The 17,372-nt window shown below is 57.7% G+C and carries 9 protein-coding genes; 2 read left to right on the forward strand and 7 right to left on the reverse strand.

The features are described from left to right. Positions 1-329: 329 nt before the first annotated feature. Entirely contained in the window at positions 330-2,030 is a 1,701-nt protein-coding gene (locus F7R20_RS07070; RefSeq protein WP_003206956.1) for an ATP-dependent nuclease, read from the forward strand. A 102-nt stretch (positions 2,031-2,132) separates the two neighbouring features. After that, on the forward strand, positions 2,133-3,197 hold the full coding sequence (locus F7R20_RS07075) for a hypothetical protein (protein ID WP_042956402.1): 1,065 nt from the start codon (positions 2,133-2,135) through the stop codon (positions 3,195-3,197). Positions 3,198-3,484: 287 nt separating this feature from the next. Here F7R20_RS07075 and F7R20_RS07080 read toward each other — a convergent pair whose 3' ends face one another. From F7R20_RS07080 to F7R20_RS07110, 7 genes are all read right to left on the reverse strand, one after another. Continuing rightward, positions 3,485-3,844, reverse strand: coding sequence for a DUF6124 family protein (locus F7R20_RS07080; protein WP_003206954.1), 360 nt, complete (start codon positions 3,842-3,844; stop codon positions 3,485-3,487). 1,128 nt (positions 3,845-4,972) lie between these two features. Next, entirely contained in the window at positions 4,973-5,596 is a 624-nt protein-coding gene (locus F7R20_RS07085; RefSeq protein WP_003206952.1) for a hypothetical protein, read from the reverse strand. Between the two features lie 5 nt (positions 5,597-5,601). Then, positions 5,602-10,008 carry an RHS repeat-associated core domain-containing protein gene (locus F7R20_RS07090; protein ID WP_003206949.1) on the reverse strand — a complete coding sequence of 1,469 codons (4,407 nt, stop codon included), beginning with the start codon at positions 10,006-10,008 and terminating at the stop codon, positions 5,602-5,604. Between the two features lie 84 nt (positions 10,009-10,092). After that, positions 10,093-10,371: a hypothetical protein gene (locus F7R20_RS07095; protein ID WP_003206947.1), complete on the reverse strand. Its 279-nt coding sequence runs from the start codon at positions 10,369-10,371 to the stop codon at positions 10,093-10,095. Position 10,372: 1 nt separating this feature from the next. Beyond that, a complete protein-coding gene (locus F7R20_RS07100; protein WP_003206945.1) occupies positions 10,373-14,812 on the reverse strand; it encodes an RHS repeat-associated core domain-containing protein in 4,440 nt (1,479 codons plus the stop codon). Between the two features lie 12 nt (positions 14,813-14,824). Then, positions 14,825-15,259, reverse strand: a complete 435-nt coding sequence (locus F7R20_RS07105) for a DcrB-related protein (protein ID WP_003206943.1) — start codon at positions 15,257-15,259, stop codon at positions 14,825-14,827. 18 nt (positions 15,260-15,277) lie between these two features. Then, positions 15,278-17,215 carry a type VI secretion system Vgr family protein gene (locus F7R20_RS07110; protein WP_003206941.1) on the reverse strand — a complete coding sequence of 646 codons (1,938 nt, stop codon included), beginning with the start codon at positions 17,213-17,215 and terminating at the stop codon, positions 15,278-15,280. Positions 17,216-17,372: the final 157 nt, after the last annotated feature.

Genomic DNA, 17,372 nt, shown 5'->3' on the forward strand with positions numbered 1-17,372 from the left:
AGTTTACGACCAGCGGCGGGCGCTCCCCTTAACACCCATTAAGAAAGCACTTCTTCGACGAAAGCTACCGCGTTCGGTGCAGTTCGTTCGACCTTGGGCGCATATGGCAAAATGATGTCTCTCTGCTAGCATTCATGGGCTGCACCGCTATTTTGGGCACGAAAAATATGAATCGAACAGGCAATCTCAGGACTCGGTAACTGGGAGCGGTAGAAATATTAAAGGACGCGGCTAGGAAAATTTGGGAAAGAGATATTTGGCAAAAGCATCAGTTTTAATTGAATGTTTCATCTGCCGAATCGACTTGCTTAATAATTAAAGGAAGAAAAATGCGAATTGCCAGCATACGGATAAAAAATTTTAGGACTATATCGACTGATCAGACATTAAATATAAAAAATGGTCTTACCCTCATAGGTCCGAATAACTCAGGTAAAACAAATGCGTTATTAGCGCTTTATTATTTTTTTACCGGTCATGATAATAAGTATAACTATGATCCAGATCGCGACTTACCATTTAATTCGAAAAATATTCAAACTAGTTTGACTTGTTTTTTTGAAGCCGACCCCGATGCCGATAAAGAGATTTTAGATAAGCTTAGAAAATTGAGGCAAATGCTTAAAGTTCCAAAAACCGAAGCGTCTGAAAACACATTCTCCATAAATGTTTATTTCAATAAGTCGCTCCCGGTCTATCAGGTTTACCCGGGGGCAAAAAAAGCCGAAGGTAAATCTCCGCAATATTCGACGCTGCAAAAAACCATAGTCTCTTCCGTGCTGGAATGTTTCCAGTGTTATTACATTCCTTCGAACAAGTCAATTGCGCAACTGTATGATGAATTTGTTTCGCCTTTTGTTAAAAAACAGGTTGCTGAGGCTCTAAAGCCTTACGATTTGGAAATAAGGAAAAGCATATCGTCTCTTACCGATAGTATGGACAAAGAGCTAGCTGAATCAGGTTTGAGTAAAGTTAATTCATACTTAGAGTATCCTCGAAATGCGCTGGAGCATTTGATCTCAGGTTTCGAGTTGATGGTGCATGATACGAGTAAAAGCTCAATTTTCACGAAAGGTATGGGGTTGCAGTCGGCGGTACTTCTGTCGTCGTTTAAATGGATTACCCAACAAAATCCCGAGAAGTCTGTAATTTGGTTAATTGAGGAGCCGGAGACGTATATGCATCCTTCCCTCGCTTATCAAAGTTCTAAAATATTAGAGCAGCTTTCCAGCATCTCCACTGTGATAAAAACTACGCACTCCTTAAGTTTTATGCCGCAATCAGTTGCAGATGTTCAAGGTGTTACAACCGGGCCGAGAGGTGCTGGAACACGTCTTCACGTATATGACACTATGCAGCAGGCAACTGAAGATATTCGTGTGTCGTTAGGAGTTAAGTTTTCAGATTATTTTGGGTTAACTGATCTCAATGTATTTGTTGAGGGTGAGACTGATATTAATTATTTGACTACGATGGCGGATTATTATCAGGATGCATATGCTACGCCGATGTTGTTGGCGTCAGATACTGTCCAGTTTCGAGAGTTTGGAGGAGTTACAGAACTGAAAGGTTTTTTGCGTGCGAATTATGAACTAATGCGGCAAGAAGTCGCAGCAGTTTCGCTATTCGACGGTGATGATGCAGGAAGAAGAGGCGTTCAAGAGTTATCTGGTTATTTTGGAAAGAAGGGGTGTTTTAACGGTAATCAAGACTACGTAATTATTCCCAATAAAGTTGCGATTGAGGGGTTGTTCCCAGATCATTGGGTTGTAGAGCTACACCAGAAACATCCTGGATGGTTTGAAGTATTTATGCCTGATGCTGCGGGTGGCGTAAGTGAGTTCAAAGTTGGTGGGGTTCATAAAAACCAATTTATGTTAACGATGCTTGCAATGGCTGAGGCTTCGCCAAATTACGATTTTTTAGAAAAATTTGAGCCAGTGTTAGAAGCATTAGAAAATGCCTTAGTGGCTGGGATGAAAAGATTGTGGCCTGAGGGAGCTTTGTACCAGCAATGGAAGAGGGATTAGATAAGCTCCTTGCATTAGAAAAAACTAGGTTTCCGAAACCACATTCGTGATCGGTTTGAGTTGTTGTCTGGAATTTTCTATCGGGTTTTTTGGGTACATATAATGGCTATTGATAATTTCAAAAACGACACGCGTAATCAACATTTTGTTTCGCAAGCGGAGCAACGGCTTAATTCCTGCTCGGTTGATCCGTACTCAAAGAAAGCGGAAATACACCGCTTCGATGTGGTCGATAAAAAAAGGCAACAGATTCGCTCCAATGGAAAGAGTTTAATTAGAAAAAATCTAGCATTTCAGGATCTTTTTACGTTTGCGCGCGTAGGGGATTCCGAGAGAATTAATTTTGAGAGGCTATTCAATAAGTATGAGGGCGGTTATCCGGCGCAGGTAGCTGGCCTACTCGATTGGATCACTGTTGCTAGAACACGTGTTGATGTTACTAGCGAATCGATTGACCTACAAAAAATTAAAGGGTGTGATTTCGCAATTTTTTTAAAGCATGTTAAATATATATATACTTATAAATTAATGAATTGGTTAAGAAATCCATACAAAATTAAGGAGGTCTTGAAGAATTTTGACTCTTATGTGGATCATTGTATCGATAAGCCAGGGGCCTTTGCGCTCTATGTCGCTCTAACAGAGAAGAATAACGCAGAAGAAAAATATATCTGCGACTCCTACGGGGTCTCACCAAAGGAATATAAGGAATGGATTCGACTGCTGCTGTTGTTTTTGTACGCTGAAGGTGATGAGTCGACAAGCCTTGATGGGTTTGTTGATGAGTTTTTTTTGGCTAAAGAGTTTAGCACGAGCATCCTGGCCTTCGTGTTTGATAAAAAGTGTGCGCTACTATCTGACACCGGAGTCATTAAAGAACCGCTTAAAACTGGGCCGGCTATATATATGAATATAACTAAAAATTGCATAATTTTACTGCAGCATGCATTTGTGGATGGGAAGTACTTAGATGAGCTTATGGCAAAGCTATCATTGCCAGAGAGCGAGCGAGAGCGTCTAATGGAAATTCTTTCAACAAACGTGTACGGCAGGCTGTCTATTAACGACGAGGCGATGCTTGCTGGATATAACAAAATTTGCGTTAGAGAGGCTGCGTTACAAGTGTTTTGTGCGTCTCCTGATGTATATGGCGTAGAGGTGATTTAAGGGGAACTGCCTTCTAGTATTTCCGATCATTAGCTCTAACTGTTCCCAGTTACGGCGGGTAGCCTAAAGTTGATCCTGGCGAACGTTGATAATCGTCCACTGCTGTTATTAGGAGAGATATCTCACCTTTGAACTGTTCAGGCTGAGCTTTTACAAAATAGGGTTATCGCCAATTCTGTGTGTGCTAGCTAGCGAAGACGATAGAACGTTTATTATCCGCTCCGAGGACGTACATGGTTTGTGGCGAGAGAGCTTGCTCCCCCGCCACGGGGTTGGTGGTGCTGCGGCTAGCGTGGGTCGACGTTATCCAGCACTCGGTTCGCCAGTAATGAACTCATTTCGATCAACTGCTGGATGCCGAGGGCGATGTGGCGGCGGGGGCCTTCCAGGTCGAAGGCCAGGTTGCTGATCATCGCGTCGGCGGATGCCAGGTTTTCGCTGAGGTTGGCGAGCAGGCATTCGTTGTCGGCGTTTTTTGCCACTGTGAATAGCTGGCCCGGTTTGGATGCATCTTCGGACTTTTCCGGTTTGGGTAGCAGGTAGTGATCCAAGACGCGTTTGGTGGTTTCGTCGTGCTTTTTGGCTTTGGATTTGGTTTGCGCGGAAGTGTTGTCCGTTTCCGGAGGGTTTGGAGTTATTTTGAACATAAGCTGGAATCCTCGAGTTAGGCCGCGACCCTTTCCCTACTAAAAGAAGGGTGGCGGCTGTACGCAGGTTAGTAGACCGGGGATTCCAGCATTGCCGGCGCGCCGAAGCGCCCTGCGCACAGCCACCATCAAGGACAGGAATTGGAACACCTGCCTGAGTGGATAGCTCATGCATCTTGCGGAAAACCTCGGGCTACTAAACCCGACCACTGATGGGCAGTGGCAGGGAAACGATAGAACCCATGGGCAAGGCGCACAAGCGGACGGATTCTGGCGTAGTTGTAGGCAATGGCGCAAGGATTCGTAGCTTGGTGGAAGCGTTGCGGAGGGAGAATAAACAAGCCTTCGTAATGCCCAGGATTCGGGGCGAGGGAGCGTGCTCTCGCTCGGTGGCGCAGTGGTTTTTCTGTAGGAAGACGCCGGCTTTTTTTGGGCGGTTTTGCCGCCCAGCAGGATTGTGGTGCTGCGGCTAGGGGGAAACGACATTGTCCGGCATTCGGCTCGTCAGCAATGAATGAGTTTGAGCAGTCATTGGACGTCGGGCGGGGAACCGTACGGTGAAAATCCTTAATGTTCTACAAGCCCATCCTAGCTCGTCCCGGAGTCTTGATAGATCAAAAAACGATCGATTATTAGCTCTAATGGCATGTTTAGCTGGACAGCTAAACATGCCATTAGAGCTAAGGTATTGCACGTATAGGAAGTTTTGCTGCCGTCTCTGAACCAATCCGTATTTTGGTAGGGATCTTCGGAAGGACTCCTCGACCCGCAAGTACCAGAGGAGCTCATGGTGAAATTTTTAATTTTCTGCCCTAGGCGCAGTTTTTCTTCAGTGCGCCCAGAAAATCTTCATTTGAGCCGGTTTTGCGGATTTTTTCTTAACTCGCAGCACACCTTAAGGAGTTCGGGCTGGGCTTCACAGTGGAGAGCCTGCCGCCAATCTTTTGTGGAAGCGAGCTTGCTCGCGAAGGCGGCAGCACATACCAGGATTCAAGGTGTATGCAGACCGTGGCGAGGGAGCTTGCTCCCGTTCGGTGGCGCAGCAGTTTTCTGTAGGAATGCGCGGGTCTTTTTGGGGCGGCTTCGCCGCCCAGCGGGAGCAAGCTCCCTCGCCACGAGGATTTGTGTTTAACCTGCGCCTAGCAATTTGTTTGCAAGCGCCAAGTCGAACTGCTTGTTCCCAAATATGGATTTAGTCGTCAAGGCTTTCTTGAGCACATCCGAATCCAGGCTCAGATTATTTTTGTGCGCTGCAAAGACAATCGTCAGGAATGGAAACGCATAGTTATCCGGCTCGGCCAACACGTCATCGATTAATGCGGGGGAGCCAAGAACGCTGTGTTCTGCCTTGGGCAGGTAAAATTTTTCGAGCCGTTCGCTTATTTTTTTGACGGTTGCGCTGATGGCTTGAGGGGACGGGGTTCTGATGATGCCGCCCAGCTCGTCACCGAATTGTTTTGCTTCCTCCGACAAGGAGCTCTTCGACAAAAACGATGCGTTCAACAGCCGGCTCTCGTAGGGCGGGGATTGCTCTTTGCAGAAGCTAAAGGCCTCGCAGGTATAGATCTCCAACCCGGCGTAATAACCATCGGCCTTGGTCAGGTGTTGAACGTAGATTTCCCCAAGTTTTTCCTTGGCAGCGAGCAGGCCAAGTTTGTTTTTGCTGGCCTTCAGGTCCAAGTGGGGTGAGGTGATTTGCTTCAGCGCCGCAAGTAGTTCCACTTCCACGTTTTTGCGAATTTCTTGGCTCATGGTAGTCACTTATAAATTAGAAGATTGAAGGTGGCGTTGTGCTGTGCGCCTTTGCCGCCTAGCGGTACGCCAGGCTTGCCTTTGGTATCAACCTTGAACGATCCCTTCGTACCGGCGGAGGGTTTGATCGTGCCTCCACCCAGATGTTGCGTGGTGTTGGCCGGCTTCGTCATGTCGAAGACTTTGGAGTCGGTCTGGTTGGGGGTGAGTTTCCCGGTGCCGTGCTTGACTTCAAAGACGTGCAGTTTTCCGCGTTGGTCTCTGGCGACGAAGTCGGCGCGAATGCGTTTCCCATTGACCTTCATGGTGACTTCCTCCGCGACGATCTTGAATTTGTTGCGCTTGAGATCGTTAAGCGCCTTGGTTCGGCCTTTATTGCCACTGACTGCGCTTTTGCAGGCCCATCCCCATGGGTCAATCCAGGTCAGGGGGTTCGGTGCATATTGGTAAAGGTTTAATCCGCCCAGCAACCCAATCGGATCCGGCGTAGTAAACCGCCCCACATCCGGATCATAAAACCTGAACGTATTGAAATGCAGCCCGGTTTCCCGATCCAGGTACTGCCCCTGGAACCGCAAATTCTGCTCTTCGATGTAATACGGCTCGCGCACTTCCTCCAGCGTATTGCCCCAGACCCGATACGTGGCCTGCCACACATTGTGTCCGTCGGCTTCGGTGAGTTGTTCCGGCAGGCCGTTGAGGTCGTTGTGGTAGTAGCGGATTTTTTGCAGCGGGCCGCTGCCGTCGACGCGGGCCAGGGGTTCGTAGCCGTCGTCTTCGTAGAGGTACAGGCTGGTTTGCTGGTGGCGGTGTTCCTGCAACAGGCGCAGGCCATCCCAGGTGAAGCGGGTTTCGCCCAGTGGGTAACCATTGTTGTCGTGCTCGGCCTTGGCGATGCGCCGGCCCAGCGGGTCGTAGGCCATTTTCACCACGCTGCCGTTGTCGTTGCGCACTTCAATCAAGCGGCTTTCGGCATCGTAGGCAAAATGCTGCACGCCACGTTTGGCGCTGCGTTTTTCGATCATCCGGCCGAAGGCGTCGTAGCGGTAGCGCTTGTCCTGGTAGGTCAGCAGTTTGTTGTGCACCACCAATCCGGCGCCGGGCGCTGGGCCGTCCAGCAGGTTGGCGGCGGCGTCGTAGGTGAAGGTCTCGCGCTGGCCGTGCAGGCTGTCCTGGCTGGCGATGATGCGGCCGGTGGCGTCGTAGTGCAGCAACTGGCGCTGTTGTGCGGTGGATTGCTGGTCGAGTTTGCCGATGAGGTTGTCGGCGGGGTCGTACTCGAAGTGTCTTTGCACCGCCGCCGGCAACAGCGAGGGTTGGCTGCTGTGGCGGCGTTGCCGTGCGCGCAGGCGGCCGCTGCGGTCGTATTCGCTGCGGGTGTTGATCTGCCCTTGGGTGCGCAGCACTTCGCGGTGCAGGCGGTCGCGTTCGAAGTCGCTGATGACCTGGCCGTCGAGGTTGATCTGGTGCAGGTGGCCGCTGCCGTAGTACAGGCGGTTGACCCAGCGGCCATCGGGCAGTTGGGTCTGGATCAGGTTGCCGAGTTCGTCGTAGTGGTGTTGCAGGCTTCCGGCGGCGCTGTTTTCGGCGAGTAACTGGCCGAGGGCATCGTAGGCGAAGCTCAGGGTCTGGGCGTTGCCTTGCAGGTCGGTGAAGGTGACGGCGGTGAGTTGGTCCAGCGGGTCGTAGCTGTATTCGGTACGGCCATCGTCGGTGACTTTGGCGATCAGCCGGCCCACGGCGTCGCGTTCCAGGCGATGGACGGTGGGGGGCGGTGGGGCTTCGGGAACGAGCGCCAGGCCGGTGCCGTAGGGCGCGGGCATCGCCGTCACTGCCGCGACGTTGTCGAGGCGGTCGTAGTCGTAGCGCTTGGCGCTGCCGTCCAGGTCCTGCTGCTCGATCAACCGATCCCCGATATCCCAGGCAAACCGGTAGCTCTCGCCATTCTCGTTGGTCAGCGCTTGCAGCCGGCCGAAGCTGTCGTAGGCGAACTGCACCTGCCGGCCTTGGGCGTCTGTGCGTTGGCGGACCTGGCCGCGGCGGTTGTGTTGGTAGAGCGTGGTATGCCCGGCCGGGTCGGTGTAGCCGGTGAGTTGGCCGGCGGTGTCGCGCTGGTAGTGTTCGGTGCGGCCGTCCGGCAATTGGCTGCTGAGCAGACGCCCCTGGGCGTCGTAGCGGAATTGGGTGCGCTCGCCGAGGGCGTCGGTGATGATTTGCAGGTAACCGCGCGCGTCGTAGCTGAAGCGCGTCGGGTAACCCGAGCAATCGACGTGCTCCACCAATTGGCCGAACGGGTTCCAGCGCAGCTTTTTGCTTTTGCCGGTGGCGTCGATGATCTCCACGACCTGGCCGTGGGTGTCGTAGCGGTAGCGGGTGATGTGGCCCAGTGGGTCGGTTTCCTCCGTGCAGTTGCCGCGTTGATCGTAGCGGTATTTCCAGCTGTGGCCGGCGGCGTCGGTGTCCACCAGCGGCAGGGCCCAGTGTTCGAGCCAGAGGGTGGATTCGCTGCGGCCCAACGGGTCGGTTTCGCTTAGCAGGTTGCCGGCGTCGTCGTAGCTGAATTGGTACTGGCCGCCCTGTGGATCGGTAGCGCTGAGCAACTGGCGCTCATCGTTCCATTCGAACAGCCAGGTCTGGCCGAGGTTGTCAGTGAACTGGGTGATCTGGTGCTGGCTGTTCCAGTGCCGGGTGCTGACGCGTTGCAGGCTGTCGCTGATGCGGGTGATGCCCGCCTTGAGGTCATAGTCGAACTGGTAGGCGTCGCCTTCGTCGGTCCAGTGCCGGACCACGCGCCATTCCTGGTCGTCGATCAGGGCCCATTCGTAGAAGCAGTGCAGGCCGCTGGGCAACTGGTGCTCGACCATCCGTTGCCCGGCGTCGTAGCTGAAGCGCCGTTGCACCTGGCCGGTGGCGTCGCGCACTTCGGCGAGGGTGTTGGCCGCGTCGTAGGCGTAGCTGACCAGCACTTCCCGCGATTGGTCGGGGTAGAGGCGTTCGATGTGGGTGACGCGTTCGCCTTCGCGGATCAGCTCGACTTGCACCAGGTCGAAGGTGTCGCGCAGTCGCACCAGGCGTCCGGCGTCGTCGTAGTCGAGGTGGATGCGGTTGTCGTTGCGGTCGCCCAGTTGGCTCAGGCGCAGGTGCGAAGGGTTGGCTGGCGAAGGTTCGAACAAGCGGTACAGGCCGTCGTCGCTTTCGATCAGCAATTGCCCGTTCACATGACGGCGCACGGCCAGGCCTTCGCCGGCGCTGAACACCGCGCCGCCCAACGGGATGGAACCCATGTCGATGGGCCGGCCTTGTTCGTCGGTGTAGACCAGGGTTTCGCCGCCCTCGGGGTGGGGCAGGATTTCTACCTGGACTTCGTAGGCGACGCTCCAGCCGGCGCCGAACAGGCTGTCTTGGCGTTCGTCGCGGCTGTTGTACACGCGTTGCCAGTCAATCGGCAGGATGCCGGGCAAGACGAAATCCAGGTCCTCGTCACCGCCTAGCACCTTGGCCCCGGTAGCGGCATGCACCGGGTTCGACGAACCCAGGGCGGCGTTGGCGGCCGCGTTCGCCGCGCTGCTGACGGCCATGGACACCGCGCCGCCCACCAGCATGCACGGCAGTTTGCTGAAAAATTTGCCCTTGCCGCCCTTGAGCATCAGCAGCGCGGTGACCGCCAGGCCTACGCCCGGGGTCTTGCCGCTGCGGATCTCGCGCACCACCACCGAACCGCCGCCAATGGTCACGTCAGGGGAAATCAGCCCGGCCGACACCACGGTCGCATCGCAGGTGCTGCGGTCGCCGCTGCGCACGGCGGGCTGGCCGTTGATGGTGACCTTGTCCGAACCTTCGGCCATGAACTGCGGTGGCATGGGTGGGTGCTTGGTGCAGATCACCAGGTCTTCCGGCCGGGTCTCCGTACCGGGGGCGGGCGAGGCGACAGTGGGGCGCCACATCTGCGAGAAGAAATTCCCGGCCATGTCCAGGTAACTGGGTTCTTCTTCCGGCTCGGGCATTTCCAGTTCGGTGCCGGCCGGTGCGACATGGGAAACAACAGCGCCGGCGGCGCGGGCCGAGGGGATGTTGTTGGTGAAGGTGTCCTTGGAGCCGGTGAGGATGTTGGCCTGCACCGTGGGCGGAAAGAGGGCGTTGCCGATGCCCTCGCATAAATTGCTCAGGCCTTTGTCGGCCCCGGTCTTGCTCATGGCCAGGCCGACGATGGTGCCCACCACCAGGCCCAGGACGAAGCAACCCAGGCCGCCGGTGACAACGGTGATGCCCGTGGCCGCGACCACGGCGGCGGTCGCCAGGGCGGTGATCGCGATGTTGGCCGCCACCTCCAATACGCCGCCAAGGATGTCGGCCATCATTGAGGTGTGGTTGAGTGCATCGCCCAGGCGGGCGGCCCAGAGCGCGTCAGACATGCACGTTGCTCAGGCGGGTAGGGGGGCTGGGGAATGTGGGTTCAAGCAATTTGATGCCTTCCATTGCATCTGTGTCCTTGTGGGTTACGGCATGCTCATCAGGGCCATTCTCAGGCGCTTGATCAGTTTCGGGGTCTTGAGGCAATCGGCCGGGCGTTTGTTGCCCAGGGCGGGCACGGTCTGTTCCAGCCACCAGAACCCTTCCTTGAGCCCTCTTTTCCCGTAGAGCACGACGGCCATGTCGAGGTTGTCATCCATGGCCTTGGCCAGCGCGCGTGCGTTGTCGTCGAGGTAGTCCTCTTCGTACAACCGCACGAAATGCTGCCAATCGGCATCGCCGACGTATTCGTCTTCCAGTCCCATTTTAAAAACCTGCAAAGGAAATCAAGTTGCTGCCGGTCGGGTTTCGCGCCGACGGCGCCAGGATCCCATCATAACCATTAGCCTTGGCCCAGGCGCCGATTTGATGGGTCTGGGTGTACTTGTCGCCGGTAATGCTCTTGAGGGAGACCCCCAATTGTTTGCGCACATCGGCCCGGGTCAGGTCCAGGACGTTGTTGAGCTGCACTTTCTTGCTGACCAGTACCCGTGTGGACAGGTCCACGCCCCAGTGATTGACTTCGCCCATGGCTGTCTTGCGTGAGTTGGCGCCATAGACACCGCCCAGGCCGGGGGCGGTGTAACGGTGCCTGGAGGCGACGTTCCACTTGTGCGCGGTCCAAGTCGTGCTGATCCGCCCCGGCTCTTCAAAGCGATACACCGTTCGGTTGACCTTGCGACCCTTGGGCGGCGTCGAGCATTTCATCAGCCCGAAGGGGTCGATCCAACTCACCGGGTTCGGCGCGTACTGGTAGAGGTTCAGCCCACCGGCTAAGCCGATCGGGTCCGGTGTGGTGAAGCGGCCGATGTCCGGGTCGTAGAAACGCAGGGTGTTGTAGTGCAGCCCGGTTTCGCGGTCCAGGTATTGGCCCTGGAAGCGCAGGTTCTGCTCTTCGATGTAATACGGTTCGCGCAGCTCTTCGGCGGTGTTGCCCCACACTTGGTAACGGGCTCGCCAGAGTGTGTGGCCGTCGGCTTCCGAGAGCTGTTCGGGCAGGCCGTTGAGGTCGTTGTGGTAATAACGGACCTTCTGTTGCTCGCCCAGGCCGTCGACCCTCGCCAGGGGTTCGTGGCTGTCGTCGGCGTAGATGTAGAGGCTGGTCTGGCTGTCGCGGTGTTCCTGCAAAAGTTGCAGCGCATCCCAGGTGAAACGGGTGCGGTTGAGCAGCGTGGCGTGGCGGTCGTACTCGGCTTTTTCGATGCGTCGACCCAACGGGTCATAGGTCATTTTTACGACCGAGCCGTTATCGTTGCGCACTTCCACCAGGCGTTGTTCAGCATCGTAGCGAAAACGCTGGACGCCACGGCGGGCGCTGCGTTTTTCCACCATGCGACCGAAACCGTCATAGCGGTAGCGCTTGTCCTGGTAGGTCAACAAGCGGTTATGCGCGACCTGGCCTGTGCCCAGACCGTCCAGCAGGTTGGCGGCCGGGTCATAGGCGAAGCTTTCACGCTGGCCTTGAAGGTTGTCCTGGCTGGCGAGAATGCGGCCGGTGGCGTCATAGTGCAGCAATTGGCGATGGGACGCTTCGGGCTGGCTGTCGAAGCGCTCCACTCGCTGATCGCTGGCGTCATAACCAAACAGTGATTGCGCCACGGGCGGCAACAGCGTGGACTGACCCTGTTGCCGCCGCTGACGGGCCCGCAGGCGGCCACTGCGGTCGTATTCGCTGCGTGTGCTCTGGCGCCCCTGGGTGCGCAGCACTTCGCGGTGCAGGCGGTCGCGTTCGAAATCGCTGATGACCTGGCCGTCGAGGTTGATCTGGTGCAGGTGACCGCTGCCGTAGTGCAGGCGGTTCAGCCAACGACCGTCGGGAAGCAGCGTCTGGGTCAGGTTGCCCAGTTCGTCATAGCGATGTTCGAGGTTCCCCGCCCAGCCTTGCTCGGTAATCAATTGCCCCAGGGCGTCGTAACGCAAGCCCAGGCTTTGTACTTCACCGGTCTGGCTGGTGAAGGTGATCGCGTTGACCTGGTCGAGCGCGTCATAGCGGTACTCGGTGCGCCCGTCTGCGGTGACTTTCGCCACCAGTCGCCCCATCGCATCGCGCTCCAGCTCATGAATGATGGGGGCTTGGGGCGAGAGGTCCAGGTCGGTGCTGCCGGGCACCGCGAGCGCTTCCACGCGGGTGACGTTGTCCAGCGGGTCGTAGGCGTAGCGCTTGAGGCTGCCGTCCAGGCTGTGTTGGGCGGTCAAGCGGTCGGCGGCGTCCCAGGCAAACCGGTAGCGCTCACCGTTTTCATTGGTCAGGGCCAGCAGGCGCCCGTAGTTGTCGTAGCTCAGCTCAACCCGGCGGCCATGGGCGTCGGTGCGCACCCGCAGTTGACCGCTTAGGGTGTGTTGGAAATTTGTCGTGTGTCCAGCCGGGTCGCTATAGCCGATCAACTGTCCGCTAGCGTCACGCTGATAGTGCTCGGTGCGCCCGTCCGGCAGTTGCTTGCTCAGCAGCCGACCCTGGTCGTCGTAGCTGAAAAGCGTCCGCTCTCCCAGTGCGTCGGTGCTGCTGAGCAACAGCCCGCGCTCGCAATAGCTCAACCGTGTGGTGTAACCGGAACAATCGGTGTGTTCGCTCAGTTGCCCAAGGGCCGTCCAGCGCATGGTCTTGCTTTTGCCGGTGGCGTCGATGACCTCCACCACTTGGCCGTGGGCGTCGTGGCGATAGCGGGTGACGTGGCCCAGCGGGTCGGTTTCGCGAATGCGGTTGCCCCGCGCGTCATAGCGGTACTGCCAGGTATTTCCCGCGGCATCGGTTTCAGCCAGGGGCAGGGCCCAGTGTTCGAGCCACAGGGTTGACTCGCTGCGCCCCAGCGGGTCGCGGGTTTCGCAGAGGTTCCCGGCTTCGTCATAGCTGAACTGATGTTGTCCGCCGTTGGGATCGGTCGCCCCCAGCAACTGGCTTTCGTCGTTCCACTGGAAGGTCCAGGTGCGATCCAACGGGTCGGTGGTTTCGGTGATCTGATAGCGGGTATCCCAGCGACGGGTGCTGATGCGCTGCAAGCCGTCGGTGATGCGCGTGGTCCCGGCGGCCAGGTCGTAATCGAAGGTGTAGGCGTCGCCCGCGTCGGTCCAGTGGCGAACCACGCGCCATTCCAGGTTTTCAACCAACGCCCATTCATAGAAACAGCGAAGCCCGGTAGGCAGTTGGTGTTCCACCATTCGCCGCCCGGCGTCGTAGGCGTAGCGACGTTTTACCTGGTCGTTGGACTGACGGACCTGCGCCAGATCGCCCTGGCCGTCGTAGCCATAGTGCATCAGCACTTCCCGGCGTTGATCGGCATAGAGGCGGTCGATCCGGCTGACTCGTTGTGGCCAGCGCTCGTCATACGCCAGTGCGATGCGGGTCAGGTCGAAGGTGTCACGCAGTTGCGCCAGGCGTCCGTTGTCGTCGTAGTCCAGGTAGATACGGTTGTCGTTGCGGTCACCCAGTTGGTTCAGGCGTAGCAGCGCTGCATTGGCTGGCGTGGGTTCGAACAAGCGGTACAGTCCGTCCGCGCTCTCTATCAGCAGCTCGCCGTTGGCATGCCGTCGCACGCTGAGGCCTTCACCGGCACTGAACACGGCGCCGCCCAACGGGATGGAACCCATGTCGATGCGTCGGCCCTGTTCGTCGCTATAAACCAGGGTTTCGCCGCCGTCTGGATGGGGCAGGATTTCGACGCGCACCTCATAGGGCACGCTCCAACCGGCACCGAACAACCCGTCGCGGCGTTCGTCGCGGCTGTTGTAGAAGCGTTGCCAGTCGATCGGCAAGATGCCGGGCAGGACGAAGTCCATCTCCTCGACATCGCCCAACACTTTGGCCCCGGTGGCGGCGTGCACGGGGTTCGAGGAGCCCATCGCGGCGTTGGCCGCGGCACCCATCGCGCTACTGACCGCCATCGACGCCGCACCGCCGACCAACATGCACGGCAGGTTACTGAGGAATTTACCCTTGCCGCCCTTTAGCATCAGCAGCGCCGTGACCGCCAGCCCGACGCCCGGGGTCTTGCCGCTGCGGATCTCGCGCACCACCACCGAACCGCCGCCAATGGTCACGTCAGGGGAAATCAGTCCGGCCGACACCACGGTCGCATCGCAGGTGCTGCGGTCGCCGCTGCGCACCGCGGGCTGACCGTTGATGGTGACTTTGTCCGAGCCTTCGGCCAGGAATTGCGGCGGCATCGGCGGGTGTTTCATGCAGATGATCATGTCCAGCGGCTTGGGCACGGCACCGGGCGCGGGCACGGCGACGGTGGGACGCCACATCTGTGAGAAGAAATTCTCGGCCATGTCCAGGTAGCTGGGTTCGGCTTCGGGTGCTTCAAGTTCGGTGCCGGCCGGCGCGACATGGGACTCGATCGCTCCGGCGGCGCGGGCGGCAGGGATGTTGTTGGTCAAGGTGTTGGTGGAGCCGGTGAGGATGTTGGCCTGCACCGTGGGCGGGAAGAGGGCGTTGCCGATGCCCTCGCATATGTCGCTTAGCCCCTTGTCGGCCCCGGTCTTGCTCATGGCGAGGCCGACCACGGCGCCCACCACCGCGCCGAGTAGGAAGCAACCCAAGCCGCCAGTGGCAACGGTAATGCCCGTGGCCGCTACCACGGCAGCCGTCGCTACCGCGGTGATCGCAATGTTCGCGGCTACTTCCAGGACGCCGCCGAGGATATCGGCCATCATCGAGGTGTGGTTCAGCGCGTCGCCTAGCCGAGCGGCCCAGAGTGCGTCAGACATGCAAGGTGCTCATCAAGCCAGAACGTCGAACAGCAGCGAACCCTTGATCGTTGCCCAATGTGCCGCTTCGGCATCGCCCAGTTTCTCGGCTTTCACGTAGCTCAGGGCAAGCATTTTGCGGGTGCCGGGCAGTACCAGGGCCAACTGGAACTGGAAGACCTTTTCATTGCCCTTGTTGAACTGGCTGCGCAATTCGATGGCTTCGACTTCCTGGTTGGCGCCCACGCGCACGGTGGCGCCCGGTTGGCAGCGCAGGTCCTGGACCTGTTTTTCCAGGCGCTTGAGCTGGTCGTCGAGGTTGCTTTGCAGGGTCTCGCCCTCGGTCAGCAAACTGCGGCTGACGATCAAGGACGTGCCCAGCTCGGGGAACTTGAGGATGTTGATTGTCGCGTCCAGCAATTCGCTGGGCGGCAGCTGGAACTGGAATTCATTGAGGCGGTAAGTCATGGCGCAAAAATCTCGAGGTTAGCCCTTGGGTGCAGGGAACGCGGCTTGGATGTTGGCATCGATGCTGCCCTTGACGCCCTGGCCGTCCGGCGTGGCTCCGGGGCCGCCGCCGTTGTTCAGGTGCAGCACGCCGCCGGTGTTGAACTCGGCATCGCCGCTGGCGTAGAAGCTGATCTGTACGCCGGTCAGGTTGATCTGGCCGCTGGCGTTGAGCTCCAGGATGCTTTCGCCGCACACCAGGCGCAGGTTTTCGCCCACTTCAATCACGTAGCTCTGGCTGATGCTGTCGGTCTTGCGCTGGCCGACGGAGAGGATGTCCTCCTGCTTGACGATGCGCAGGCGGTTGTTGCCGATGGTCACCGTCTCGTTGTGGCCGATGCTCTTGTTGCGGTCATGGCCCACCGAGTGGCTTTCATCCACCTCGACCACGATGTCCTGGTTACGCTCGGCGTGGATGTACAGTTGCTCGGCGCCTTTCTTGTCTTCCATGCGGATTTCGTTGAAATTCGCCGGCGTGCCGCCCTTGCTCGAACGGCTTTTCATCCCGCTCTGGGTGGCATTGGCGGGCAAGTCATAGGGCACGGTCTGTTCGGCGTTGTAGACGCGACCGGTGATGATCGGCCGATCCGGGTCGCCTTCGAGGAAACTGACGATCACTTCCTGGCCAATGCGCGGGATCTGCATCGAGCCCCAGTTTTTCCCGGCCCATGCCTGCGACACGCGAATCCAGCACGAGCTGTTTTCGTTGGACTGGTCGTGCCGATCCCAATAGAAGTGCACCTTCACTCGGCCGAACTGATCGGTCCAGATTTCCTCGCCCTTGGGACCCACCACTAAGGCAGTCTGCGGGCCCTTGACGATAGGGCGATGGGTGATGGGCAGCGGCCGATAGCTTTGCTGGGCGTCGATGCAGGTCAGGCTGCTTTCGAACTGTGCTGTCGGCGCGCCGCCGCCGGTTTCGCCGCTTTCCTGGGAGAGGTAGTAGCGGGCGCCGACGATCAGGTATTCGCGGTTCTGGTCCTGGCGGCTGAAGCCGGTGAGGCTGAACAGGTGCCCCGAACCCAAGCCGCGGGCGTTGCCGGCCAGTTCGACCTGTTCGTGCTGGGTCTGCAAGGCTTCGATGCGGGTGCGGGCGTAGTGTTCGCCGTCCTGGCTCTGCACGTAGGTGCCAGGGTAGTCGTACAGGGGATAGTCGCCGGCAGTGTGTGGGCGGGGCATGGCCGAGCGTACGTCGATGCGTGCGCTGGGGCGTTGGAAGTCGTAGTCGTTGAGCTCCAGCGAGCCGGGCTGGACTTCCTGGGCCAGGTGCCAGTCGTGTATGTGGTCACGCTCGCGCTGCTGCTCGTTCTTGGGGTAGTAGGGCACCGAGCCGTAGCCGGGCGCCGTGGTGTGGGCTCCATAAGCGTCGGCCAGCACCAGCACATGTCGACCTTGCTCATGGCGGAAGAAGTAGTAGATCCCTTCCTGCTCCATCAAGCGGCTGACGAAGTCGAAACTGGTCTCGCGATACTGCACGCAGTATTCCCACTCGCGATAAGGCCGGCTCAGGGCGTCTTCGAAATCGGAAAAGCCCAAGTCGCGGAACACCTGCTTGATGATCTGCGGGATGGTGAGGTTCTGGAAAATCCGGCAATCGGAGGTACGAGTCAGCAGCCAAAACCACGGGCGCAGGGTGGCCTGGTAACTGGCGAACTGGCCCTGGTCGACGTTCTGGCTGAAACGGGCCACGATGCCATGGAAATAACGCTCGCCACCGCCATCGAGTTGCAGGCTCACGCACATGGGCTTGCCGAGCACCTGATTGAGGTCGATGGCGTTATCCAGCGAGTGCAGCTGCAACTCATAGTTGAACAGCCGCCCCAGTTCTTCGCCGCCGCCCATGTCCTTGAGCAGCAGTACCTCAGGTCCCAGGGGGCTGGTGATCTTGGCCAGGCGTGAGGCTTGGTTGAATAACATCGGTCATCTCATCGTTGTAATGGCTGCGCCGCTGATTGCCTGACGACACCGGAACAACTGTGGGAGCGAGCTTGCTCGCGAAGGCGGTGTGTCAGGCAACATCAATGGCACTGACAGATTGCATTCGCGAGCAAGCTCGCTCCCACAGGGTTATGCG

Source organism: Pseudomonas brassicacearum subsp. brassicacearum, assembly GCF_008801605.1.
Classification (GTDB): domain Bacteria; phylum Pseudomonadota; class Gammaproteobacteria; order Pseudomonadales; family Pseudomonadaceae; genus Aquipseudomonas; species Aquipseudomonas brassicacearum.